The sequence below is a fragment of the Nocardia terpenica genome (genome assembly GCF_013186535.1).
Classification (GTDB): domain Bacteria; phylum Actinomycetota; class Actinomycetes; order Mycobacteriales; family Mycobacteriaceae; genus Nocardia; species Nocardia terpenica.
In genome coordinates this window covers 1,249,387-1,272,132 of sequence record NZ_JABMCZ010000002.1, presented here as the reverse complement: position 1 = coordinate 1,272,132, position 22,746 = coordinate 1,249,387, and the positions used below count along the sequence as shown (strand labels likewise).

Sequence of the window (22,746 nt, the reverse complement as noted above, 5' to 3'; positions counted from 1 at the left end):
AATGTTCCGGCTCGTGACTTCCACGGCAACCCTTCCGGCCGCCTCCGCGGCCGATACCCGGTGGTCGGCACGCCTGTGGGGCATGCTGATCACCCTGTGCATCGTCCTGTTCCTCGACGGTCTCGACGTCTCGATGATCGGTGTCGCCCTGCCTTCCATCGGCAACGAACTGGGGCTGAACACCTCCACGCTGCAGTGGCTGGTCAGCGGTTATGTGCTCGGCTACGGCGGCCTGCTGCTGCTCGGCGGCCGCACGGCCGATCTGCTCGGTCGGCGCAAGGTCTTCCTCATCGCGCTCGGCGTGTTCGCGGTCGCCTCGCTGGCGGGTGGCCTGGTCAGCTCGGGCCCGCTGCTGATCCTGACCCGCTTCGTGAAGGGTCTGGCCGCGGCGTTCACCGCGCCCACCGGCCTGTCGATCATCACCACCAACTTCGCCGAGGGCCCGGCCCGCAACAGGGCGCTGTCCATCTACACCGTGTTCGGTGCGGGCGGCTACTCCATGGGCCTGGTGTTCGGCGGCCTGATGACCAATGTCGGCTGGCGCTGGACCTTCCTGCTCCCGGTCCCGATCGCCTTGGCCGCCTTGGTTTCCGCCGCGATCCTGGTCCCGCGTGACAAGTCGACCGAGGAGGGCGGCCACGATCTGCTCGGCGCGCTGTTCTCCTCCGCCGCCATGCTGCTGCTGGTCTACACCGTGGTCTCGGCGCCGCAGGCGGGGTGGGCCTCGGCCCGCACCATCGGCTCGTTCGCCGCGGTGGTCGCGCTGTTCGTGGCGTTCGTCGGGGTGGAGAAGCGGGTGCGGCACCCGCTGATCCGGCTCGGCATCCTGCGCAAGGTCTCGCTGGTGCGGGCCAGCCTGGTCATCGTCGCGGTGGCGGGCTCCTACTTCAGCTGGCAGTTCATCGTGACCCTGTACCTGCAGGACACCCTGGGCTGGTCGCCGATCAAGCTGGCCATGGCCCTGCTGCCGGTGGGCCTGCTGGTGGCGCTGTCGTCGGTGTTCTCCGACAAGCTGGTGGACCGGTTCGGCACCGGGCCCATCATCGCGGTGACCACCATCGTCATGAGCATCGGCTACCTGCTGTTCCTGCGGATGAACACCGCGCCCTCCTACTGGGCGGTCATCCTGCCCGCGGTGCTGCTGATCGGCATCGGCTGGATCGGCTTCCCGGCCATCAACATTCAGGCCACCAACGGCATCCACGACGACGAGCAGGGCCTGGCGGCCGGCGTGCTGCAGACCTCCATGCAGGTCGGTGCGGCCATCGTGCTGGCGATCAACACCGCCATCATCTCCTCCGGCAAGCACGGCACCTCACCGAGCGCCATGCTCGACAGCTACCGTCCGGGCCTGATCTTCGCCGGCGCGGTCTCCATCGTCGGCGCCCTCATCGCCCTGACCCACTTCCTCGAGCGACGCCCCGCCTCGGCCGTCGCGGAGGAGGAATTGGAACTGGCCGCCTGATCCCGGCCAAAAACATGCCGGGATGACCGACTAACGGGGAGTCCGAGCCGCGGTGGGCGAATATTCTTCGCCCACCGCGGCTTTCGCATTCATATTCGTCATTCCGGCATGCTCTTGGCCGGAATCAAAAGTTCAGCGAGCTCAATCGCGGCGCGGCAGCGTCTTTCGGGGACCGGGAGAACACCAGCGGTCGCCCGTCGCGACCCACCGTCGGCCAGTCGATCCCCAGTTGCGGGTCGAAAGCGTCCAGGCCGCGGTCGTATTCGGGGGTGTATTCGAGCGTGCACAGATAGTTGACCGTCGAGTCGTCCTCCAGCGCCAGTAAGGCGTGGCCCAGGCCCTCGGACAGGAAGACCGAGCGTCGATCCACGTCGTCGATGACCGCGCTGTCCCAGGTGCCGAAGGTCGGTGAGCCCGGGCGCAGGTCGACCACCACGTCCAGGAACGCCCCGCGCACGCAGCTCACGTACTTGGCCTGGCCCGGCGGATCCTCGGTGTAGTGGATGCCGCGCAGCACGCCCGCCGCCGAGGTCGAGGTGTTGACCTGCAGCAGATCGAACGTCCGCCCGACCGCCTTCTCGAACTCCGACGCCTTGAACGTCTCGACGAACACCCCGCGCTCGTCGCCGTGCAGGGCGGGCGTGAACTCCCACGCGCCCGGCACCGCCATCTCTCGAATCCGCATGCTCACCAATCCCGTCCGCGCTCGAGCAGGCCGAGCAGGTATCTGCCGTACCCGGACCGCACCAGCGGTTCGGCCAGCCGGGACAGCTGTTCGTCGTCGATGAATCCCATGCGCCAGGCCACCTCCTCGGGCACCCCGATCTTCAGACCCTGCCGTTCCTCGATGGTCCGCACATAGTTGGCGGCATCCAGCAGCGAATCGAAGGTACCGGTATCCAGCCACGCCGTACCGCGTTCGAGCGCATTCACCTGCAACCGGCCCTGTTCCAGATAGGCCCGGTTGATATCGGTGATCTCGTATTCCCCGCGCGCCGAGGGCCGCAGCCCGCGCGCGATCTCGACCACGTCGTTGTCGTAGAAGTACAGCCCCGGAATGGCGTAGTTGGAGCGCGGCAGCTTGGGCTTCTCCTCGATGGAAACGGCCTTCCCGTCGGCGAATTCGATCACGCCGTACGCGGAGGGATCCGACACCCAGTACGCGAACACCGCCCCGCCGTCGATGTCGTGGAAGCGGCGCAGCCGGGTGCCCAGCCCGGGGCCGTGGAAGATATTGTCGCCCAGCACGAGCGCCGCCGAGCCGGTACCGATGTGGTCGGCACCCAGCACGAACGCCTGCGCCAGCCCGTCGGGCTCGGGCTGCACCACATACGACAGCGCCAGCCCGAACCGGGCGCCGTCGCCGAGCAGCCGCCGGAAGGAGTCGGCGTCCTCGGGCGTGGTGATCACCAGGATGTCCCGGATACCGGCCAGCATGAGTGTCGACAGTGGGTAGTACACCATCGGTTTGTCGTATACCGGGACCAGCTGCTTGCTCACGCCGCGCGTGATCGGATGCAGCCGCGATCCGGTCCCGCCCGCCAGGATGATTCCGCGCATGTCACGCAAGTGTGCCAGTCGCACCGGCCGTGGGCTCGACGAGGTTCCGACTCGACCGCGAAACGATCACAGGGGTTTGACAGGGGGCCGATCGGGCGAATACCTGTTGCGTAGGTCACTTTCACTGTGGTCTTCTGAAAAGACCCGCGTGAGATGTCAGCGCCGACGCCTCGCGACCCGCTCCGGTTGCCGTGTTCGGCGCGCCGGAGTGAGGTAGGTGCGCGATGGTGGCTCTTCCAGTCGGCGAAACCCGGTACGACCCCGGCACCGTCGTGAATCCCGATCGAATCAGCCTGCATTCGCAGGCATTGCTGCTGGCCTGCCGGGGCGTGGTCGGCCCGGTCATCCGCCGCTATCCGATCTACCCGCTGACCATGCCGTTCGCCAGGACATTCGTCGACGGCCTGGCCCGATTGCGCCCGCAGCCGCGCGGCGTGGAGCGGGAACAGGTGCGGCTGAGTGGTTTTCGGATGGAGATCCTGCGGCCCGCGGGCGCGCGCCGGGCGCTGCGGCACGGCGCGGTGATGTACATGCACGGCGGCGGCTTCTTCCTCTGCGGCCTGGATTCGCACCGGCCGATCGCGGCCAGCCTGGCCCGACGCACCGGGCTGCCGGTGGTGAACGTCGAATACCGCCAGCTCCCGTCGACCCCCATCGCGGGTTCGGTCGAGGACTGCCTGACCGCCTATCGCTGGCTGCTGCGGCACGGCGCGGACCCCGCCCGCATCGTCTTCGCCGGTGACTCCGCGGGCGGCTACCTCACCTTCGCCACCGCACTGCGCGCGGTGTGCGAGGGCCTGCCCGCGCCCGCCGGACTGGTCGGCCTGTCCCCCTTGCTGGACCTGGACTACCACGCCAAGCGCGACTACGTGAACGTCACCCGCGACGCCTACATCCCGATGTCGGCCGTCCGCCGGATGGTCCGCTTCGGCGCCGAGACGGACCACCGCCTGGACCCGACCCTCTCCCCGGTCAACGGCGCACTGGCAACCCTTCCCCCGGCCCTGCTCATAGTCGGCGAAGACGAATTACTGCGCTACGACTGCGAACTCATGTCCGACCGCCTCACCGCCGCGGGCGTCCCGAACTCCCTGGAACTGTGGCGCGGCCAGGTCCACGCCTTCATGAGCATCATGCCCGCCCTGCCGGAAAGCCGAGCCGCCCTCGCCCGGGTGGCCCGATTCGTCCGGGCGAGAGTCGAATCGGCGTCGGTGGCCCGCACGGCATGAGCGATGCGTAGATAGAGCCCGATTGAAAGCACCCCCGCGCAGATCACTGAGCGGGGGTGCTGCCGTAAACCCTTGCGGGACTTACCGATCCGCGCCTACTTCGGAGCCGCCACGAAAGGCTGACCGACCGTGGTGAAGTACTGTACGGCGGCAACGATCGCCACGGGGGCCGTCACCAGCAGCTGTCCGGCCAGGACGCCCAGCGCGCCCATGGCGGCCGCGCCGACGAGGCAGCCGACGGCCGCGCCGGGCAGGAAGGAGAACAGGCCGCCGATGACGCCGGTGGCCAGGGTCGCGCCGGTGCCGACGGCAATGGCGCCCAGGGCGCAGCCGACCGCGCCGCCGCCGAGGCCACCGACCAGGGTGCCGACGGTCGCGCCCAGGCTGATGGTGTCCTTCATGCGGTTCCAGGCGGCCTGCTCGCGGTCGTAGGGGGTCTTCCACGGCGCGGTGTTCTGGAACGGGAGGTCCACCGGCTTGTAGACCGCGTGCGCCAGGTCGAGCCGCGGGGTCAGGGTGGCGGTGCGGCCGGTGATGTCCGCGGCGACCGGGAACTCGAAATCGTCCACGCGGAACTTCAGTTCGGTCCCGGCCAGGGTGGCGCCCCGGGCAGACTTGATCTTGAAGGCCCCGTCCTCGACGGCCATCGAGCCGCCGTCGATCTGGAGGACGGCGGCGGTATCGGTGGCCGTCGCCTTGTAGTGCACGGGGGCGTCGGTGGGCTCGGCGTGCACGGCGCCCGCCGAGACTCCGAGCGCGGCGATCAGCAGCGCCGACGTCGCGGCGAATTTCCTCATCAGCATTCTTCGGTCCTCGATCGACGGTCAAATAGGGACCGACGAATCGAAACCGGAGCCGACGAACGGAAAGTGCCGTAATGATGTCCGGTTTGTGAATATTAGCCGGAAGATTGCGAGACTGAAGCGCCCGCCCGACTGTCGCCGGGCGGGCGCTGTGTCGCCGGAGCGCCGAAAGGTCCTCGGCGCGAAGCGAATTACTTGGCCGGGGTGAACGGCGCGTTGATCGTCGTGAAGTACTGCACCGCAGCGGCGATAGCCACCGGGGCGGTCACCAGCAACTGGCCCGCCAGGGTGCCCAGCGCGCCCACAGCGATGATCCCGCCGAGGCAGCCGATCACGGCCGCCGGAACAAATGCACCGAACAGACCGACGATCGCGGCGGTGGCCACCGTGGCACCGGCGATGCCGCCCAGGACGCAGCCGACGGCGCCGCCGCCGAGTCCGCCGATCAGGGTGCCGATGGTGGCGCCGGTGGCGATGGTGTCCTTCATCCGGTTCCAGGCGGCCTGTTCGCGGTCGTAGGGGGTCTTCCACGGCGCGGTGTCCTGATAGGGCAGATCCACCGGCTTGTAGACCGCGTGCGCCAGATCGAACTGCGGGGTCAGCGTCGCGGTGCGACCGGCGATATCGGCCGCGATCGGGAACTCGAAATCATCCACACGGAACTTCAGGTCGGTGCCCGCGAGGGTCGCCCCATTGGCCGCCTTGATCTTGAAGACACCGTTCTCGACATCCAACGACCCGGCATCGGTCTGGATGATCGTCGACTTGTCGGTCGTCGTGGCCTTGTAGTTCACGGCACCGGCATCGTCGGCCGGGGCCGCGTTCGCGGTACCGGCCGTCACGCCGAGCGCGGCGATCAGCATGACCGACGTCGCGGCGAATTTCCTCATCAGCATTTTTGTGGAACCTCGGTAGGAGTGGTTCAGAGGGGGACGTATGAATCGAAATCCAGATCAGCTAACGTGCGGTGAACCTGCCGTGACCGTTCATTCAATTCTTGTTCACCATTGCGTCCTTGCCGACCGTCAGGTATCGGAAACACGCAGTGTGCATGGGGTTTCCACGGTTTCGACAGCCTTGCGGCCGGTGAGATCGCCGTGATTCCCTGTGAGTAAGGTCACCGACCGGGAGGGCTGTTTTTCGGCCGCACGATGATCTGCGTCGCCTGATAGCGAATGTGAATTATCAAGGCCCGCTTCGGATATTATTTCCGAACGGTAACGCCTTGGTGTAATCGCGCATTCCGGACCGTGCCGATGCGAGGCATTCTCCTAGCTTCGGTGCGGAACGGTCCGGCCGCCCGGCGGGGGACGATAGGGTTGATGGTCGTGCGACTGCTCGTAACCGGCGGCGCCGGGTTCATCGGCGCCAACTTCGTCCATCAGACCGTCACCGAGCGGCCCGACACCCGCGTCGTGGTGCTCGATGCGCTCACCTACGCCGGTAATCGGGCCTCGCTCGACCCGGTCGCCGACCGGATCGACTTCGTGCACGGCGATGTCGCCGACGCCGAGCTGGTGAACCGGCTCGTCGCCGACGCCGACGCGGTGGTGCACTTCGCCGCCGAATCGCACAACGACAATTCGCTGGCCCAGCCGTGGCCGTTCGTGCAGACCAATATCGTCGGCACCTTCGCGCTGTTGCAGGCGGTGCGCGAACACGATGTGCGCTACCACCACATCTCCACCGACGAGGTGTACGGCGACCTCGAGCCGGACGATCCGGCGTTCACCGAGACCACCCCGTACAACCCGTCGAGTCCGTACTCCGCGTCCAAGGCGTCCAGCGACCTGCTGGTCCGGGCCTGGGTGCGCTCGTTCGGGGTGCGCGCGACGATCTCCAACTGCAGCAACAACTACGGGCCCTATCAGCACGTGGAGAAGTTCATTCCGCGCCAGATCACCAATCTGATCGACGGGGTGCGCCCGCGGCTGTACGGGGCCGGACATCAGATTCGGGACTGGATCCACGTCGACGACCACAATCGCGCGGTCTGGGCCGTCCTGGAGCGCGGCCGCATCGGGCAGACGTATCTGATCGGCGCGAACGGCGAACTCGACAACAAATCCGTCGTCCAGCAGCTACTCGCCGAATTCGGCCGCCCCACAGACGATTTCGACCACGTCACCGACCGCCCCGGCCACGACCAGCGCTACGCCATAGACCCCACCCTCCTGCGCACCGAATTGGGCTGGGAGCCAAGGTATCGCGACTTCCGCGCCGGACTGGCCGCGACAATCCAGTGGTACCGCGACAACGAATCCTGGTGGCGCCCACAGAAAGCCGCCACGGAGAGCGCTTATGTGGCCGCGGGGGAAAAGGTCCTGTAGCCGCCCACGTTCCCAGCCTTGGTCCCGGCGTGCTTCCCTTCCTTTGGTCCCGGCACGCTTCCCTCCTTTGGTCCCGGCGTGCTTCCCCTCCTCTGGTCCCGGCGTGCTTTTGGCCGGGACCCACTGAGATTCCGGCCAAAAGCACGCCGGAATCAAGGCGGTGAACTCAACCCCAGACCATGAAGTGGTACTTCGCCACCGCCGCCACCAACGCCACCACAGTCGCAACCACAACCGCGATCGCAGGCCCCCGCACCGGCGTCACCCCGCGAGTATTGGTGAGCCGCAGCGGCATCCACCGCAGCAGCACCGCGAAGGCCACGACCGCCAGCGGCACGAAGTACCGCCCCTGCACCCCGTCGACCAGGTAGTAGTCGACCGGCGAGAACGACATGTACAGCGTCACATAGATCATCGCGACGCTCGCCAGCACCGTCAGCGCCACCACGATCGTCCGCCACCGGTCGCCCGTCAGCCGTTCGGCCATGCCCACGGCGACGGCGAATGCCAGCAGGCAGGCCAGAATCGACACCGCGGGCACATCGATGTACGCGAATCCGAGCTCGCCGAAGAACTGGGTGAACCAGCGCTGATCGCGATACCAGATGCTGTCGGTGAAGACCGACAGGAAATGCCCGGGGTGGCTCAGGATGCCGTGCAGCTGGTCGCCCGGCCGCACCGAATGCCATTGCGCCGGTGGCCGCATCAGGCCCATGCCGTCCCCGGTCGGCGCGGCGACCTTCATCCACGCCGCGAACAGTCCCGCGCCGAGCACCGCGCCGATCCACGGAATCCAGCGCAGCCAGTTCCGGAATCCGTACTGCCGGGCCGGAATCAGCGCCACCAGCATGGCCAGCAGCACGTAGGTCGGCTTGCTGAGCGGTAGCGCAACGGTTGCGGCGAGTGCTGCCGCGGTCTCCACCCGGGACAGTCGGGCGCCCAGGAACAGGCCCTTCACCAGCAGGCAGGACACCAGCAGGGCGAGCGCGTTGGTCATGGTGTCGGCGGTGACCGTCCCGGCCTGGAACAGCGCGATGGGCAGCACCGCCACCGTGAACGCCAGCCACTGGATCCGGAATCCGCGCAGCGCCCGCAGCGCGAAACCGACCACGAGCAGATAGGCCACCAGCCCGGCGATCCGGGTCAGCTGCACCGTCGCGCCCACATTCAGCCCGAACGCCTCGGACAGCCGAATGCCCACGGCCGCAGGCACATACGGGATCGGCGAATAGGCGGCGGTATTGGTGAACCACATCGGCTTGGTCGCCGAGGTCACCGGCGCGGACCCGAGCAGGCGATAGGCCACCGGATCGGCCGCGAACCTCTCCGGTTCGACCGGCTTGCGGTTGTAATCCCCGAACGCGTACCCCATCAGCCCGTCGATGCTCAGCGGAATATCGCCCCCGTAGGAAACACCGCGATCATCGGCGATCCGCTCCGGCAGAAACCCACCCTGCGCCACCTGATACGCCCGCCCGAACTGCGTAATCTCGTCATGCCCCCAAAACGGCGGCGTCACAACGGAGAAAATCACCCCGAACACCCCGGCCACCACCACAAACCCCGCCGCCCCCAGCCCAACCCGCCGCTGCAACCAGCACCACACCCGAGCCAACCCCCCCGCCCCACTCTCCGGGCGACCCACCTCCGAGTTCCCGGCCGAACGGTCCACTTCCACGCTCTCGGCCGGATGACTCACTTTCATGTCCACGGCTGACTGGCCCGCTTCCATGTTCTCCGCCGAGCGGTCCACTCCCTTGTTTCCGGCCGTGCCGTCCATTTCCTTGTTCCCGGCATGCTTTTGGCCGGGACCCACCCCCGCCTCGGCTTCCGTCGTCATCTCCCGTGCCTCTGCTCGGCGCCTTCCGCCCCCACCGCCGAGTAGCGCAGGTACATCAGTCGGGCGGCCTCGTGGCGGGAGCGGCGGATGCCGTCCAGGATCAGGCCCGCGGTCCAGGCCAGGCTGCCCAGCAGGAGCAGGGTGAAGCCGAGGAATAAGGTCGGGAACCTCGGGACCTGGTGGATCTCGTAGAACTGGACCACGATCGGTGTGATGAGGATCAGCGAGATCAGCCACGACAGCGTGCCGAACAGGCCGTAGAAGGCGACCGGTCGCTCGTGCCGGGCCAGGCCGATGATCAGCGCCAGGATCTTGAATCCGTCGTGGTACGTGCGCAGCTTGCTCTCGCTGCCCGCCGGGCGATCCCGGAAACCCACGTGCACCTGCGTCTGCGGCACCCGCAGGTGCAGCGAGTGCACGGTCAGCTCGGTCTCGATCTCGAATTCCCGGGAGACGGCCGGGAAGCTCTTCACGAACCGGCGCGAGAACACCCGGTACCCCGACAGCATGTCCTCGACATTCTCGCCGAACACCTTGCCGACCACGCCGTTGAGCACCCGGTTGCCGGTCTCGTGCCCGGCCCGGTACGCCTGCGCGCCCTCGTCCTGCTTGCGCACGCCCAGGACGTGGTCGTAGGGGCCGTCCAGCAGCGTCTTGATCATCAGGGGCGCGGCGGAGGCGTCGTAGGTGTCGTCCCCGTCGATCATCACGTAGACGTCGGCCTCGATATCGGCGAAGGCCCGGCGAACCACGTTGCCCTTGCCCTTCGTGGTCTCGGTGCGCACGATCGCGCCCGCCGCGCGGGCCCGCTCGGCGGTCGCGTCGGTACTCAGGTTGTCGTACACGTAGACGACGATGCCCGGCACGGCTGCCGTGAGGTCGGTGACGACCTTGGCGACCGCGGCCTCCTCGTTGTGGCAGGGCACCACTGCGGCGATACGAAGCTCGGTGGGGTCCACCCCGTCAATCCCTCATGTGATCGGCCGGTGAAATAACGGAACACCGGGAGGGTACAGGGCAGGCGTAGGGGTACGCCCGGTAACCCTCGTTGTGTCAGATACCCGTTACGGGGGCATGCGGTACCGTCGCCGGGTGTCCAGCAGCGAGATCGTGACCCCGCCGGCCGCGTCCGCCGCGTCCCCGTTCGCGAAGGTGCTGGCCGCGCTGCGCACGGGCGGCGCGTTCCTGGTGGTCGGTGCGCTCGGCTTCCTGGTCGATGCGGGCACCTACAACCTGCTGGTCTTCTGGGGCGGGCACGGCGTGCTCTACCACGCCCCGCTACCGGCCAAGATCATCGCGATCGCGGTCGCGACGGTGGTCACCTATTTCGGCAACAAATGGTGGACCTTCGCGCACAAGAAGGGCGGCAGCCCGGCCCGCGAATACCTGCTCTACGCCGTGTTCAATGTGATCGCCATCGGCCTGCAACTGGGCTGCCTCGGGTTCTCCCGCTACGTGCTGCACCTGTCGACGCCCCTGTCGGACAACATCTCCGGCACCCTGATCGGCCAGATTGTCGCGGTCGTCTTCCGCTACTGGGCGTATGACAAATTCGTCTTCACGGGCGAGTCGGCGGCCCGGTCGGCCGGAGCCGCGTGAGATGGAGATAATGGTGCCGCCCGCGCCGAGCGGGACAGTCAGAGTGCGACTTCGGCGACAATCCGCGGCGCCGAAGGCGACGCCATCGGACACAGAGGGAATCCTATGGACAAGCCTGGTGGGCAGGCCGTGACCGACAAAGCGAGCGACCATCGGATCGCCGACCCTGCTCCCGCCACCCTGCGGAGCGACCGCCAGGCTCCGGACCGGCTGGTACTGGCGCGCGGCATCTTCACCGGACCGTCTCCGAAGATCAGCGACGAGCTGTACGCCGTGGCGGTCAAGGGCAAGACCACCCGCGAGCGGCTGTCGATGCGCCTGGACAAGGGCGCCACCGCGCACACCAACACCTACTTCGGCCGGTTCGCCGCCAGCTACTGGCAGCGCTGGACCACCGTGACCGAGGTCGAGGTGGGCATGACCCTCGAGGTGGCCGACCGGGCGCGAATCCGCTTGGCGGCCTCCGACATTGCCGGGCATCGCCGCATCGTCGACACCGCCGAGGTGCGTGCGGACGGGCGGGTGGTGCTGACGGCGAAGCTGGACCAGTACGTCGACGGCGGCGCGCTGTGGCTCGAATTCGACGCCGTCGGTGGGGAACTCACGATCTCCGAGCTCGCCTGGACCGCGGCCGCGCCGGATCACGTTCGGCCCGTTGCCATTGCGATCTGCACCTTCAACCGCGCCGAGGACTGCGCGCACACGGTGGCGGCGCTGGCGTCGGATCCGACGGTGCTGGCCGCGATCGATGCGGTCTACGTGGTCGACCAGGGCACCGATCTGGTCGAGGACCGGCCGCTGTATCAGGAGACCGCGCCGCGGTTCGGCGACAAGCTGCGCTACATCCGGCAGCCGAATCTCGGTGGCGCGGGCGGTTTCACGCGCGGGCTGTACGAGGTGTCGGCGGCCAACGAGCACGCCGACGTCATCCTGATGGACGACGACATCCTGTGCGAGCCGGAAACGGTGGTGCGGCTCAACGCCTTCGCCAATATGACGGTGGAACCCACGCTGGTCGGCGCGCAGATGCTGTTCCTGCTCAACCCCGACTACCTCAATGTCGGCGCCGAAGAGGTGCACCTGAACGAGCTGCGGCACGGGCAGAAGGTGCCGAAGGCGTTGCGCAACACCAGCATGCTCAAGCGCAATCAGGAACGCCGCGTCGACGCCGGGTACAACGCCTGGTGGACCTGCCTGATCCCGGCCGAGGTGGTCGCGCGCATCGGCCTGCCGGTGCCGATCTTCTTCCAGTGGGACGACGTGGAATACGGCATCCGCGCCCGCGAGGCCGGTTTCGTGACCGTCACGCTGCCCAATGCCGCGGTGTGGCACGCCGACTTCTACTGGAAGGACTACGACGACTGGGCGCGCTACTTCAGCATGCGCAACTCGCTCATCGTCGGCGCGCTGCACACCGATCTGGACCCGAAGGCCGTGACGCGCAAGCTGTTCCGGGAAATCGCCGAGCATCTGGTGGCCATGCAGTACGGCCTGGTGCACACCACGCTGCAGGGCATCGAGGATTTCCTGAAGGGCCCCGGGGTCCTCCAGGACGGCGGTGCCGCGGCCCTCACCGCCGCCCGCACCAGCCGCGCCGACTACGCCGAGACCGTCAAGCATCCCGCCGCCATGGCCCCGGTCCGCGACGCCGATCTGCACGTCCGCCGCGCCGGCGGCGAACCCAGCCGCCCGCTGCTGGTCCTGATCAAGCGCGCCATCCAGCACTGGACCGGCCGCACCGCCCCCGGCGTCGTCGCCGTCACCCGCGAAGACGCCCACTGGTGGCACGTCTCCCTCTACGACCACGTCGTGGTAACCGACGCCTCCCAATCCGGCGTCCGAATCCGCCACCGCGACAAGCCCCGCGCCCGCGCCCTCCTGCTCCGCACCCTGCGCACCCTCCACCGCCTGCACCGCGAACTCCCCACCCTCACCCACCAGTACCGCACCGCCATGCCCCAACTCACCAGCCGAGAAAACTGGGAACGCTTGTACGGCATCTGATTCCGGCCTGCGCCGGGAGGTCGAAACGGCGGCTAGAGGAACAGGTCGGTGGTGAGTGGGCCGTCGCCCGGGACCACCCGGTATTTGTCGAGATCGGTGATTCCGTGTGCGGCAAGCACATCCTCATCGATGAAGAAATTACCGGTGGTTTCGGTGGCGGGGGAGGTGAGGACCAGGTAGGCCGAATCCGCGTAGATGTCGGGGGTGCGGGAGGTGGAGACCATGTCCTCGCCGCCGAGCAGGTTGCGTACCGCGGCGGTGGCGATGGTGGTGCGTGGCCACAGGGAATTCACGCCGATGCCGTACTTGCGTAGCTCCTCGGCCAGGCCGAGCGTGGTCAGCGACATGCCGTACTTGGCAATGGTGTACCCGAGCGAGGATCCGGCCCACTTCGGATCCAGATTCAGCGGTGGCGACAGCGTCAGAATGTGTGGATTGCGCCCGGCCGCGGCCGATTCCCGCAGTGCGGGAATGCACATCTTCGACAGCAGGAAACTGCCCCGGCAGTTGATGTCCTGCATGAGGTCGTACCGCTTCATCTCCAGCGTCTCGGTGGGCGAGAGATCGATCGCCGAGGCATTGTTCACGACGATATCGATCCCCCCGAACCGCTCCCGCGTCCGCCGCACCGCCGTGGCAACGGCCTCGTCGTCGCGCACATCGCCGACGAACTTGTGCACCGTGCCCCCGGCCTGTTCGAGCTCCGCGGCGGCGGTGTGAATGGTGCCCGGCAATTTCGGATGCGGCTGATCGGTCTTGGCGATCAGCGTGATGTTCGCCCCGTCCGCCGCCGCCCGCTTGGCGATCTCGAGCCCGATACCGCGGCTCCCGCCCGACATGATCATGGTCCGGCCCGCGAGCGACCTGCCTGCTTCGGTCATAGCCCAGCTCCCAACGTTGTGCCATCGCCCCCCGGCTCGACAGTAGGCGATACCACCCGGGTCGCGCCGCCGACTCTCGGCGCCTACCGTCCGCGCGACCGCCGATCGCGATAGGCCCAGCGCTGCGACTTCTCCATCGTCTTCCACTGCCGCAGGCGCTCGGCGCGCAACCGGGCGTCCACGCGGGCGGCCAGCCACTCGTTCTCACGCTGGAGCTTCAGATAGCTGTCCAGCCGACGCCGGGGCAGCTCGCCCGATTCGACGGCGGCCCGCACCGCGCAGCCGGGCTCGTGCACGTGCGCGCAGTCGGCGAAACGGCAACGCTCGGACAGGGTTTCGATATCGCTGAAGGCGAGCCCCAGCCCCTCGGCCGCGTCCCACAGGCCGACCGACCGCAGTCCGGGCGTATCGATCAGGGTGCCGCCGCCCGGCAGCGGCCGCAGCTCGCGCTGCACGGTGGTGTGCCGCCCGCGCTTGTCGCTCGCGCGAACCTCGCCGGTGGCGAACACCTCCGCGCCCAGCAGCGCATTGGCCAGCGTCGACTTTCCCGCGCCGGACGGGCCGATCAGCGCCACGGTGCCGTCCAGCAGCGCGGTGAGCACGTCCATGCCCCAGCCGCCGGTGGCGCTGACCGCCAGCGTCGTCGCGCCGGGAGCGGCCGCGCGCACCTCGTCGAGCGGAATGTCCACGGCCAGATCGGCTTTGGTCAGCACCACGATCGGTTGCGCGCCGGATTCCCAGGCCAGCGCCAACAGTCGCTCGATCCGGCCCAGGTCGACATCGCCGTCGGCGGCGATACACACCAGCACCGTATCGACATTCGCGGCCAGCACCTGTTCGTCCGACCGCCGGGACGCCGCCGCGCGCACGATGGCCGTGCGCCGGGGCAGCAGGCGGCGCACCGTATGGTCGGCGTCGAGCGCCACCCAATCGCCGGTACACAGGCCGCTGACGTTGGTATCCGCCCGCGGGCAGTGTGCGCGTGCCGGGCCCGAGGGGGTCGCGACATCACATTCACTGCGGTCCATCCGGATTACGCGGGCCGGGATCCAGCCGGTGTCGAGCAGCCGTGTGTATTCGGCGGAGACGGCCGAGTTCCAGCCGTAAGGTTCGAGGAGGTCGTAATCGACCATGAGAGGGAACATCCTTCGTCGGGGCACCGAGCCCGGACAAGGGCTCAGTGAATGCGGCAGAGGGTGGAATACGCGGCGGCGCGGCTGCCGAACCGCAGCCACTGCCCTTCCGCGACAACCGGGGTCACGAACTTCACGTATTCCACCTCCTCGCGCCTCTCGACGTTGCGGTCCCGTGCGGGACGTCTACAACGATGACAGCCCGTCTCGCGGGCCGCAATACATTATTTTCCCGGGCTCGCCGTCTAGCCCGGCTTGTGGAACTGCTCGCGCCGCCCCAGGCGCCGCAGTCGCAGCCACTCTCGCAGACCGGCCGGATCGCGCTGCTGCACAAGGAAGAACCAGGAGAATCGCGCCCATTCCTGCGGCAGCAGTTTCCGCATTCCGGGCTGTGCCATGAGATAGCCGCGATTGCGATAGGTGAAGTACCGCTTGACCGGATCGTCCGGATACTGGGTGTGCATGCGCCCGCCCATGATCGGCTTGAATTCCGCGGATCCGTTGGGATGCAGATATGCCGTCTGCAGGCAGGTGCCGAACGGCAGCCCGGAACGCACCAGGCGGCGGTGCACCTCCACCTCGTCGCCGCGCACGAACAGCCGCAGATCCGGCACGCCGATCACATCGACCGCCTCGGCCGAGATCAGCGCGCCGTTGAACAGCGAGGCGATGCCGGGCAGGAAATCCTCGTCGCCGAGCTCGGAACGCAGCCGCCGCCACACCACGCCGCGGCGCAGCGGGAACGCCAGCCGGTCCGGCTCGTCGATATCGCACACCACCGGCGACACCTCCGAAAGCCCGTGCCGCCGCGCGCAATCCACCAGCGTCGCGAGCACCTCGGGGCCCTCGGGGCGGCCGTCGTCGTCGGCCAGCCACACCCAGTCCGCGCCCAGCGTCAGCGCGTGCAGCATGCCGAGCGCGAAACCGCCCGCGCCGCCGAGGTTGTGCTCCGAGCCCAGATAGGTCGCCTCGATCGGCTGCTCCCGCACCAGCTCGCCGACCTCGGGCTCGTTGGCGTTGTCGACCACGATCAGGTGATCGATCGGATGCGTCTGCGAGCAGAGCACTTTCAGCGATTCGGCCAGCAGCTCGCGCCGCTTGTGCGTGACCACCACCGCGATGATCCGGTCGTTCGTGCCGCTCATGCGGAATTGCGCTCCAGTTCCTGTTCCCGGGCCAGCTCGCGCTGGATCTGGGCGACGTGGTCGCCGGCCTCGGGTCCCTCGTAGGCCCGGACCACTTCTTCGATATCGCCCTGCATTCTCATGTGCCCGTGGTCGATCCAGATCGCGGTGTCACAGAGCTGGGCCAGAAATTCGTTGGAATGGCTGCAAAATACCAGGATTCCGGACCGGGCGACGAGGTCACGCAGCCGGTTGCGGGCCTTCTTCATGAATTCGGCGTCCACCGCGCCGATGCCCTCGTCCAGCAGCAGGATCTCCGGGTCGATGGAGGTCACCACGCCCATCGCCAGGCGCACCCGCATACCCGTCGAGTATGTGCGCAGCGGCATGTTCAGATACTCGCCGAGCTCGGTGAATTCGGCGATCTCGTCCACCTTGGCCAGCATCTGCTTGCGGGTCTGCCCGAGGAACAGGCCGCGGATGAGGATGTTCTCGTAGCCGGAGATCTCCGGGTCCATGCCGACGCCGAGGTCGAACACCGGCGCCACCCGGCCCCGAATGCGCGCGCTGCCGCGGGTGGGTTCGTAGATGCCCGACAGCAGCCGCAGCAGCGTCGACTTGCCCGCGCCGTTGTGGCCGACCAGCCCGACGCGGTCGCCCTCCTTCAGCGACAGCGTGATGTCGCGCAGCGCCTCGACCACCACCACATCGGATTGGTTGCGTCCGATCGAGCCGCCCGCCTTGCCCAGGAACGCCTTCTTCAGCGACCGCGACTTGGCGTCGAAGATCGGGAATTCGACCCACGCCCGGTGGGTTTCGATGCTCACGTGGTCGGTCATGTCGCCCTTCACACCCAGTACGGGACGCGGGATCGGTATCGCTTCAATGCCAGGATCGCGACCACCCAGCCGACGACCGTGATCGTCAGGACCACCACCCAGCTCAGCAGTCGCGGTGAGTCACCCAGCAGGGGGCCGCGCACGATCTCCAGATAGTGGAATGTCGGCACCAGTTCCACCAGCCGGGCGCGCTCGCTGACACGCCCCTGTAGCGATTTGGTGGTCCACATGACCGGCGTCAGCACGAACAGCATCAGCGTCATGCTGCCCAGGATCGGCGCGATATCGCGGTAGCGGGTGCTGAAGATGCCGAACACGATCGACACCCACATCGCGTTGAGGAAAATGAGCACGATCGCCGGAATCGCCAGCAGCGCAGTCCAATGCAGGTGGTGCCAGATCCCCAGGGCGGGCACCATCACCAGATAGATGACGAAATTGTGCGCGAAGAACAGGAATTGCCGCCACACCAGCCGATACACGTGCACGCTCAGCGCCGACGGCAGCTGTTTGATCAGGCCCTCGTTGGCGATGTAGACGTCCGAGCCCTCGAGGATGGCGGCATTGATCACGTTCCACACGATCAGGCCGACCGTGACATACGGCAGATAGGTCCACAGATCCTGACCGAGGATCGCCGAATAGAGCACGCCCATCGCCGTCGCCTGCACGCCGGTGGCGATGGTAATCCAGAACGGGCCCAGCACCGAGCGCCGGTACCGCTGCTTGATGTCCTGCCAGCCCAGCTGTAGCCACAGCTCACGCTGCGCGAACCCGTCACGCAGGTCGGAGAAGGCGCGCCCGAACGACTGTGAATCGGACATCAGTGGCTCCGAGGCGTCGGCCGGGCTCTGTTCGGCGGTGGCCGAAGGGGCAGCTGCAGGCACAGTGCGACTGTATCTAATCAGCGCGCCCGGGCGCGCACGGGACCGCGACCCGGCGGTTCGGCGATCCCCCCTGCGTCAGAGGTACTGCCCGCTGCCGCCCGTCGGGCTCGAATCCCCGGACCGCTGGGCGTGAATGCCCGGCGGGAGGGCGTGGCGCATCTGCTCGAGCTGCGCCCGCGCGGCCATCTGCTGCGCGAACAGCGCGGTCTGGATGCCGTGGAACAGGCCCTCCAGCCAGCCGACCAGCTGGGCCTGCGCGATGCGCAGCTCGGCGTCGGAGGGGATCGAGTCGTCGTTGAACGGCAGCGCCAGCCGCTCCAGTTCGTCGCGCAGTTCGGGGGACAGGCCCTGCTCGAGTTCCTGCACCGAGGTACGGTGGATCTCCTTGAGCCGGCTGCGGCTGGCGTCGTCCAGCGGGGCCGCCCGCACCTCTTCCAACAACTGTTTGATCATGGTGCCGATGCGCATCACCTTCGCCGGCTGCTCGACCATGTCGGCCAGCGATTCGTCATTGCCGTCGGCACCGGGCTCCGCGCCGGTCTCCTCGCCGACGACCTGCCCGGTGAAGGGCGTCTCGCCCTGGGCGCCCGCCGGAACGACCAACGGCCGGCCCTCGGGCCCGATCACCACAATGGGATCCGATGCTCCGTCCGAATGCGTCATGATCTCCATCATGTCCTGTCCCGGCGCGACGCGCTAAGCGGGTGTCCGGGGCACGCTCGCGCGCAAGTAGTCTGTTGCGGTCTCGTCCGCCTCGTGTGTGGTCTCGGTTTGCTGAAAGTCGGTTGCCATGCTGCGTGATATCCCACCTGGTTACCCGTGTTGTCGGCCCGTGCGATGGGCTCGGCCGGAAAACCGCTCGGTTGCCGGCGACACGGTTACGCCGACTTGCCCCCTGCCCTTAGAGTGGCCCACATGACTTACGACGTCGCGAGGGTTCGGGGGTTGATACCGTCCCTGGGCGACGGCTGGATCCATCTCGATCCGCAGGCGGGCATGCTGGTCCCGGACTCGGTATCTCGCGCGGTGTCAACGGGTTTCCGGACCTCTGCCTTTTCACATGCCAACCGGCACGGTGCCGCCCGGCGCAGCGCCGCCATCCTGGATTCGGCCCGGGAGGCGGTCGCCGATCTGGTCGGTGGCGACCCGGCAGGCGTTGTGCTGGGCCCGGATCGAGCGGTGCTGCTGGCCTGGCTGGCCGAATCACTGAGCTCCCGACTGGGGCTGGGTACCGGGATCGTGCTGTCGCGTCTGGACGACGAGGCGAATGTGGCGCCGTGGCTGCGCATCGCCAATCGCTATGGGGCCCACGTGCGTTGGGCCGAGGTGGAGATCGAGACGTGTGAGATGCCGGCCTGGCAGTTCGAGGAGCTGATCGGGCCCACCGCGCGTCTGGTCGCCTTGACGGCCGCGTCGCCGATCGTGGGTTCCGCGCCGGCGGTGCGGGTTGCCGCCGATCGCGTGCACGAGGTGGGCGGCCTGCTGGTCGCCGACTGCTTCGGCGCCGCGCCGTACGCGCTGATCGATATCGCCGAGCTGAACGCCGACGTGGTGGCGCTGTCCGCGCCCGCATGGGGCGGCCCGCAGATCGGCGCGCTGGTGTTCCGCGACCCGGCCTTCCTGGACCGCATTCCGTCGATGTCGTTGAACCCCTACGCCAAAGGCGCCGAGCGGCTCGAGGTCGGCGGCCACCAGTACGCGCTGCTGGCCGGGCTCACCACCTCCATCGACTATCTGGCGGGGCTCGACGAACAGGCCGCGGGCACCCGGCGCGAGCGTCTGGAAATCTCGGTCACCTCGCTGCAGGACTATCACGACCACCTGTTCGAGCATCTGATGGAGGTGCTGGACCGCATCCCGAATCTGACGGTGATCGGCCGCGCCTCCACCCGAATCCCCACCGTCAGTTTCACGATCGCGGGCATGCAGGCCGAAAAGGTTTCGGCCAAGCTGGCCGACCACCGCATCGGCACCGTCAGCGGCGTCCACGGCGGCAGCCGCCTGCTCGACGCCCTCGGCGTCAACGACGAGGGCGGCGCGGTCACCATCGGATTGGCCCCGTACACAACCAAATTCGAAATAGACCAGCTGGGGCGAGTTCTTACCTCACTGGAGCACTGACCCCGGTATGCCGACAGTATCTCCCTGATCCCGGCATGCTTTTGGCCGGGATCTCACCGCCGCACTACCGAATTCGCAACAAAACCTTCCCGACAGTCTCCGCCGAATCCGGAAGCTCATGTGCCCGAGCGGCTTCCGCGACCGGCACCTCGGCGTGCACGACCGGGACGACGGTGCCGTCGGCGATCAGCGGCCACAGGTGGCGGCGCAGCTCGGCGATGATCTCCGCCTTGCTGGAGCGTCCGGTGGCGGGGCGGCGGCGCAGGTTGGTGGCGTGCACGGTGCCGCGCTTGCCCAGCAGCGCGGACAGATTCACCTCGCCCCGGACCCCGCCCTGCATTCCGACGATGCACAGCTGGCCGTCCTCGGCGAGCGTGTCGACATTGCGCTCCAGATACGCCGCACCCATATTGTCCAGAATGACGTCGGCGCCACCGAATTCGCCGAGGACCGCGACGAAATCCTCCTCGCGATAATTGATCAGGATGCTGGCCCCGAGTTCCTTGCAGCGATCCAGCTTGTACTGCGACCCCGCCGTGACCGCGACCCGCGCCCCCAGCGCCGTCGCCACCTGGATCGCGTGGGTGCCGATCCCGCTGCCGCCGCCGTGAATCAGCAGCAGCTGCCCGGCCCGCAGGCCCGCCCGCATCACCACATTCGACCAGACCGTGGCCGCGACCTCCGGAAGCGCCGCCGCCGCAACCAGATCCAGCCCCTCGGGCACCGGCAGCACCTGTCCCTCGGGCGCCACCACCCGCTCGGCGTATCCGCCTCCGGACAGCAGCGCGCAGACCCGATCGCCGGGTTGCCATTCGGTCACTCCGGGCCCGACCGCGGCGATGACGCCCGAGCATTCCAGGCCCAGGATCTCGCTGGCCCCGGGCGGCGGCGGGTAGAAACCCTGCCGCTGCAACAGATCCGCGCGATTCACCCCCGCGGCGACCACATCGATCGCGACCTCACCCGGACCGGGCGCGGGCGGGTCGGGCGCCTCCGCCCAGCGCAACACCTCGGGCCCGCCGAAACCGTCGAGTATCACCGCATGCATACCGTGACCATACGACGCCGGGCGCGCCGCCACGAGACCCGGCACCGCAACCCGTTCCGCAGACCGTCGGAGCCGACTAGCGTGGCCGGAATGAGCAGCTTCGCCGACTTCCAGAACGAGATCTATCTCGCCGGGCTCGGGGGCGCCGTGCCCGAACTGCCGATGACGGCGGCGGGCCTGGACGAGCGGGCCCGCGCGGTGCTGCCCCCACAGGCGTACGCCTACGTCGCGGGCAGCGCCTCCGCCGAGCGCACCGCCGCCGCGAATCTGGCCGCGTTCGACCGGCATCGGATCGTGCCGCGGATGTGGCGCGGGTCCAGCGGTCCGGGCGCGCGCGATCTGTCGGTGGAGGTGCTCGGCACCCGGCTGGCCGCGCCGGTGCTGACCGCCCCGATAGGGGTATTGGAGCTGCTGCACGAGCGCGGCGAGATCGCGGTCGCCGAGGCGACCCGGGAGCTGGGCATCGGCATGGTGCTGTCCACGGCGGCCTCCACCCCGATCGAGGAGGTCGGCCCGGCGGCCGGGGCGTGGTGGTACCAGCTGTACTGGCCCAACGACGACGAACTGGCTCATTCGCTGGTCGACCGGGCGGGCAAGGCCGGGGCCACCGCCATCGTGGTCACCGCCGACACCCCGAGCATGGGGTGGCGGCCGCGCGATCTGGAACTGGGCCATCTGCCGTTCCTACAGGGCAAGGGCATCGTGAACTATCTGTCCGATCCGGTCTTCCGCGCCAAGCTGAGCGCCGACCCGGAGTCGGGCGAGGACGCGCGCCGCGCCGCGGTCCTCACCTGGGTGAGCCTGTTCGGCAATCACGGCCTGCGCCCCGCGGATATCGCCAAGCTGCGGGAGTGGACCGAGCTACCGATCGCGGTGAAGGGCATCGTGCACCCCGACGACGCGCGGCTGCTGGTCGAGGCCGGGGCCGACGCGGTGGTGGTGAGCAATCACGGCGGCCGCCAGGTCGACGGCGCGATCGGGGCCCTGGACGCCCTTCCCGGCATCGTCGCCGCGATCGGTGACCGCGCCCAGGTCCTGTTCGATTCGGGGATCCGGACCGGCTCCGATGTGATGGTCGCCCTGGCCCTCGGCGCCCGCGCGGTCCTGTACGGGCGGCCGTGGGCCTACGGCCTGGGCATCGCCGGTGCGGCCGGTGTCCGGCACGCCCTGCGCCTGCTGCTCGCGGATTTGGATGCCGCCATGGGTCTTTCGGGGCAGACCCGGATCGCCGAACTGGATCGGTCGCTGCTGGCGCCGGCTCCCTGACCACCATACGGGCGTACAACTCCCGTTTAATAGAATGGTCGTATGGCTTACGAACCGAGCGGTCGCACGGCGCCGGAGCCGAGATGGCTCAGCCCGGCGCAGCAGCAAGCCTGGCGTGCCTATATGGACGGCCACCAGCGCCTCATGTCCGAGCTCAACCGCCAGCTCCAGCGCGACAGCGACCTCAGCCTCGCCGAATACCGCATCCTCGTCCTGCTTTCCGAGGCCCCCGATCGCTCCCTGCGCATGAGTGACCTGGCCGACGGCGTCCTGTCCTCCCGCAGCCGCCTGACCCACCAGATCCGCCGCATGGAGGAACAGGGCATGGTCCGCCGGACCAGCTGCGAGGAGGACGGCCGCGGCGTCCGGGCCCACCTCACCGACGAGGGCATGCGCCGCCTGGCCGAGGCCGCCCCCGGCCACGTCGAGGCGGTCCGCCAGGCGTTCGTAGACCTCATCACCCCCGAGGAGCTCACCGTCATCGGCGAGACGTTCGAACGGGTGGACAAGGAATTGGGCACGCGCTGAGGATGTTTCACCGACGCGCATCTATTAGCGTCGGTTAATGATTATGAAGTAAGCCGGTCTTGTTTCTCCCGCGCCCGCGATGCCACGAT

General features: G+C 68.1%; 21 protein-coding genes. 8 read left to right on the top strand and 13 right to left on the bottom strand.

Annotated features, from left to right (window positions below; all coding sequences use genetic code 11):
- Positions 1 to 13: 13 nt before the first annotated feature.
- Positions 14 to 1,465 carry an MFS transporter gene (locus HPY32_RS17640; RefSeq protein WP_082871100.1) on the top strand — a complete coding sequence of 484 codons (1,452 nt, stop codon included), beginning with the start codon at positions 14 to 16 and terminating at the stop codon, positions 1,463 to 1,465.
- 124 nt (positions 1,466 to 1,589) lie between these two features.
- On the opposite strand, the gene HPY32_RS17635 is transcribed toward HPY32_RS17640, so the two are convergent.
- Together HPY32_RS17635 and rfbA are read right to left on the bottom strand one after the other, a co-directional pair.
- Positions 1,590 to 2,150: a dTDP-4-dehydrorhamnose 3,5-epimerase family protein gene (locus tag HPY32_RS17635; protein WP_067579773.1), complete on the bottom strand. Its 561-nt coding sequence runs from the start codon at positions 2,148 to 2,150 to the stop codon at positions 1,590 to 1,592.
- A gap of 2 nt (positions 2,151 to 2,152) precedes the next feature.
- Complete coding sequence (gene rfbA / locus HPY32_RS17630; RefSeq protein WP_067584871.1) at positions 2,153 to 3,025, bottom strand: glucose-1-phosphate thymidylyltransferase RfbA; 873 nt, start codon at positions 3,023 to 3,025, stop codon at positions 2,153 to 2,155.
- A 224-nt stretch (positions 3,026 to 3,249) separates the two neighbouring features.
- On the opposite strand from rfbA, the gene HPY32_RS17625 reads away from it, so the two are divergent.
- Positions 3,250 to 4,254, top strand: coding sequence for an alpha/beta hydrolase (locus HPY32_RS17625; RefSeq protein ID WP_067579775.1), 1,005 nt, complete (start codon positions 3,250 to 3,252; stop codon positions 4,252 to 4,254).
- Between the two features lie 95 nt (positions 4,255 to 4,349).
- Here HPY32_RS17625 and HPY32_RS17620 read toward each other — a convergent pair whose 3' ends face one another.
- Both HPY32_RS17620 and HPY32_RS17615 read right to left on the bottom strand, forming a co-directional pair.
- Positions 4,350 to 5,057 (bottom strand): DUF8020 domain-containing protein, encoded by a 708-nt coding sequence (locus HPY32_RS17620; RefSeq protein WP_067579777.1) that lies wholly within the window; start codon positions 5,055 to 5,057, stop codon positions 4,350 to 4,352.
- A 191-nt stretch (positions 5,058 to 5,248) separates the two neighbouring features.
- On the bottom strand, positions 5,249 to 5,953 hold the full coding sequence (locus tag HPY32_RS17615) for a DUF8020 domain-containing protein (RefSeq protein WP_171982906.1): 705 nt from the start codon (positions 5,951 to 5,953) through the stop codon (positions 5,249 to 5,251).
- Between the two features lie 432 nt (positions 5,954 to 6,385).
- Between HPY32_RS17615 and rfbB the strand changes: the two genes are divergently transcribed.
- Complete coding sequence (gene rfbB / locus HPY32_RS17610; RefSeq protein WP_067584874.1) at positions 6,386 to 7,387, top strand: dTDP-glucose 4,6-dehydratase; 1,002 nt, start codon at positions 6,386 to 6,388, stop codon at positions 7,385 to 7,387.
- Between the two features lie 166 nt (positions 7,388 to 7,553).
- On the opposite strand, the gene HPY32_RS17605 is transcribed toward rfbB, so the two are convergent.
- Together HPY32_RS17605 and HPY32_RS17600 are read right to left on the bottom strand one after the other, a co-directional pair.
- The gene (locus HPY32_RS17605; protein WP_253949734.1) at positions 7,554 to 9,227 is read right to left on the bottom strand and encodes a DUF2142 domain-containing protein; all 1,674 of its coding nucleotides are present in this window, start codon (positions 9,225 to 9,227) and stop codon (positions 7,554 to 7,556) included.
- Positions 9,224 to 10,186 carry a glycosyltransferase gene (locus HPY32_RS17600; protein WP_067579783.1) on the bottom strand — a complete coding sequence of 321 codons (963 nt, stop codon included), beginning with the start codon at positions 10,184 to 10,186 and terminating at the stop codon, positions 9,224 to 9,226. Before HPY32_RS17600 ends, HPY32_RS17605 begins: the two co-directional genes overlap by 4 nt.
- 133 nt (positions 10,187 to 10,319) lie before the next feature.
- Between HPY32_RS17600 and HPY32_RS17595 the strand changes: the two genes are divergently transcribed.
- A complete protein-coding gene (locus HPY32_RS17595) occupies positions 10,320 to 10,826 on the top strand; it encodes a GtrA family protein (protein WP_231951370.1) in 507 nt (168 codons plus the stop codon).
- A gap of 105 nt (positions 10,827 to 10,931) precedes the next feature.
- A complete protein-coding gene (locus HPY32_RS17590; RefSeq protein ID WP_067579787.1) occupies positions 10,932 to 12,830 on the top strand; it encodes a glycosyltransferase in 1,899 nt (632 codons plus the stop codon).
- A 32-nt stretch (positions 12,831 to 12,862) separates the two neighbouring features.
- Here HPY32_RS17590 and HPY32_RS17585 read toward each other — a convergent pair whose 3' ends face one another.
- The 6 genes from HPY32_RS17585 to HPY32_RS17560 form a co-directional block, all read right to left on the bottom strand.
- Positions 12,863 to 13,711 carry an SDR family oxidoreductase gene (locus HPY32_RS17585; RefSeq protein ID WP_067579789.1) on the bottom strand — a complete coding sequence of 283 codons (849 nt, stop codon included), beginning with the start codon at positions 13,709 to 13,711 and terminating at the stop codon, positions 12,863 to 12,865.
- 83 nt (positions 13,712 to 13,794) lie between these two features.
- Entirely contained in the window at positions 13,795 to 14,844 is a 1,050-nt protein-coding gene (rsgA, locus tag HPY32_RS17580; RefSeq protein ID WP_067579790.1) for a ribosome small subunit-dependent GTPase A, read from the bottom strand.
- A gap of 245 nt (positions 14,845 to 15,089) precedes the next feature.
- The gene (gene glfT1, locus HPY32_RS17575; RefSeq protein ID WP_067579792.1) at positions 15,090 to 15,989 is read right to left on the bottom strand and encodes a galactofuranosyltransferase GlfT1; all 900 of its coding nucleotides are present in this window, start codon (positions 15,987 to 15,989) and stop codon (positions 15,090 to 15,092) included.
- Positions 15,986 to 16,807: a galactan export ABC transporter ATP-binding subunit Wzt/RfbE gene (gene wzt, locus HPY32_RS17570; RefSeq protein WP_067584877.1), complete on the bottom strand. Its 822-nt coding sequence runs from the start codon at positions 16,805 to 16,807 to the stop codon at positions 15,986 to 15,988. Before wzt ends, glfT1 begins: the two co-directional genes overlap by 4 nt.
- Positions 16,808 to 16,815: 8 nt before the next feature.
- A complete protein-coding gene (wzm, locus tag HPY32_RS17565) occupies positions 16,816 to 17,631 on the bottom strand; it encodes a galactan export ABC transporter permease subunit Wzm/RfbD (RefSeq protein ID WP_067579794.1) in 816 nt (271 codons plus the stop codon).
- 138 nt (positions 17,632 to 17,769) lie between these two features.
- Positions 17,770 to 18,357, bottom strand: a complete 588-nt coding sequence (locus HPY32_RS17560) for a bacterial proteasome activator family protein (protein ID WP_171982905.1) — start codon at positions 18,355 to 18,357, stop codon at positions 17,770 to 17,772.
- Positions 18,358 to 18,609: 252 nt separating this feature from the next.
- On the opposite strand from HPY32_RS17560, the gene HPY32_RS17555 reads away from it, so the two are divergent.
- Entirely contained in the window at positions 18,610 to 19,815 is a 1,206-nt protein-coding gene (locus HPY32_RS17555) for a cysteine desulfurase-like protein (protein WP_067579796.1), read from the top strand.
- Positions 19,816 to 19,879: 64 nt separating this feature from the next.
- Here the strand turns inward: HPY32_RS17555 and HPY32_RS17550 are convergent, their stop codons facing one another.
- On the bottom strand, positions 19,880 to 20,863 hold the full coding sequence (locus tag HPY32_RS17550) for an NAD(P)H-quinone oxidoreductase (RefSeq protein ID WP_067579798.1): 984 nt from the start codon (positions 20,861 to 20,863) through the stop codon (positions 19,880 to 19,882).
- A 90-nt stretch (positions 20,864 to 20,953) separates the two neighbouring features.
- Here HPY32_RS17550 and HPY32_RS17545 point away from each other — a divergent pair, with 90 nt between their 5' ends.
- Positions 20,954 to 22,129, top strand: coding sequence for an alpha-hydroxy-acid oxidizing protein (locus tag HPY32_RS17545; RefSeq protein WP_067579800.1), 1,176 nt, complete (start codon positions 20,954 to 20,956; stop codon positions 22,127 to 22,129).
- Positions 22,130 to 22,171: 42 nt separating this feature from the next.
- A complete protein-coding gene (locus HPY32_RS17540) occupies positions 22,172 to 22,657 on the top strand; it encodes a MarR family winged helix-turn-helix transcriptional regulator (protein WP_067579802.1) in 486 nt (161 codons plus the stop codon).
- Positions 22,658 to 22,746 lie beyond the last annotated feature (89 nt).

Bases quoted from the DNA above. Each gene is read 5' to 3' on its own strand.
- HPY32_RS17590 (WP_067579787.1), top strand. From the start codon at position 10,932: ATGGACAAGCCTGGTGGGCAGGCCGTGACCGACAAAGCGAGCGACCAT.
- HPY32_RS17560 (WP_171982905.1), bottom strand. From the start codon at position 18,357: ATGACGCATTCGGACGGAGCATCGGATCCCATTGTGGTGATCGGGCCC.
- rfbA (WP_067584871.1), bottom strand. From the start codon at position 3,025: ATGCGCGGAATCATCCTGGCGGGCGGGACCGGATCGCGGCTGCATCCG.
- HPY32_RS17550 (WP_067579798.1), bottom strand. From the start codon at position 20,863: ATGCATGCGGTGATACTCGACGGTTTCGGCGGGCCCGAGGTGTTGCGC.
- HPY32_RS17545 (WP_067579800.1), top strand. From the start codon at position 20,954: ATGAGCAGCTTCGCCGACTTCCAGAACGAGATCTATCTCGCCGGGCTC.
- HPY32_RS17625 (WP_067579775.1), top strand. From the start codon at position 3,250: ATGGTGGCTCTTCCAGTCGGCGAAACCCGGTACGACCCCGGCACCGTC.
- HPY32_RS17555 (WP_067579796.1), top strand. From the start codon at position 18,610: ATGACTTACGACGTCGCGAGGGTTCGGGGGTTGATACCGTCCCTGGGC.
- HPY32_RS17540 (WP_067579802.1), top strand. From the start codon at position 22,172: ATGGCTTACGAACCGAGCGGTCGCACGGCGCCGGAGCCGAGATGGCTC.
- wzm (WP_067579794.1), bottom strand. From the start codon at position 17,631: ATGTCCGATTCACAGTCGTTCGGGCGCGCCTTCTCCGACCTGCGTGAC.
- HPY32_RS17615 (WP_171982906.1), bottom strand. From the start codon at position 5,953: ATGCTGATGAGGAAATTCGCCGCGACGTCGGTCATGCTGATCGCCGCG.
- HPY32_RS17620 (WP_067579777.1), bottom strand. From the start codon at position 5,057: ATGCTGATGAGGAAATTCGCCGCGACGTCGGCGCTGCTGATCGCCGCG.
- glfT1 (WP_067579792.1), bottom strand. From the start codon at position 15,989: ATGAGCGGCACGAACGACCGGATCATCGCGGTGGTGGTCACGCACAAG.
- rsgA (WP_067579790.1), bottom strand. From the start codon at position 14,844: ATGGTCGATTACGACCTCCTCGAACCTTACGGCTGGAACTCGGCCGTC.
- HPY32_RS17635 (WP_067579773.1), bottom strand. From the start codon at position 2,150: ATGCGGATTCGAGAGATGGCGGTGCCGGGCGCGTGGGAGTTCACGCCC.
- HPY32_RS17605 (WP_253949734.1), bottom strand. From the start codon at position 9,227: ATGACGACGGAAGCCGAGGCGGGGGTGGGTCCCGGCCAAAAGCATGCC.
- HPY32_RS17585 (WP_067579789.1), bottom strand. From the start codon at position 13,711: ATGACCGAAGCAGGCAGGTCGCTCGCGGGCCGGACCATGATCATGTCG.
- wzt (WP_067584877.1), bottom strand. From the start codon at position 16,807: ATGACCGACCACGTGAGCATCGAAACCCACCGGGCGTGGGTCGAATTC.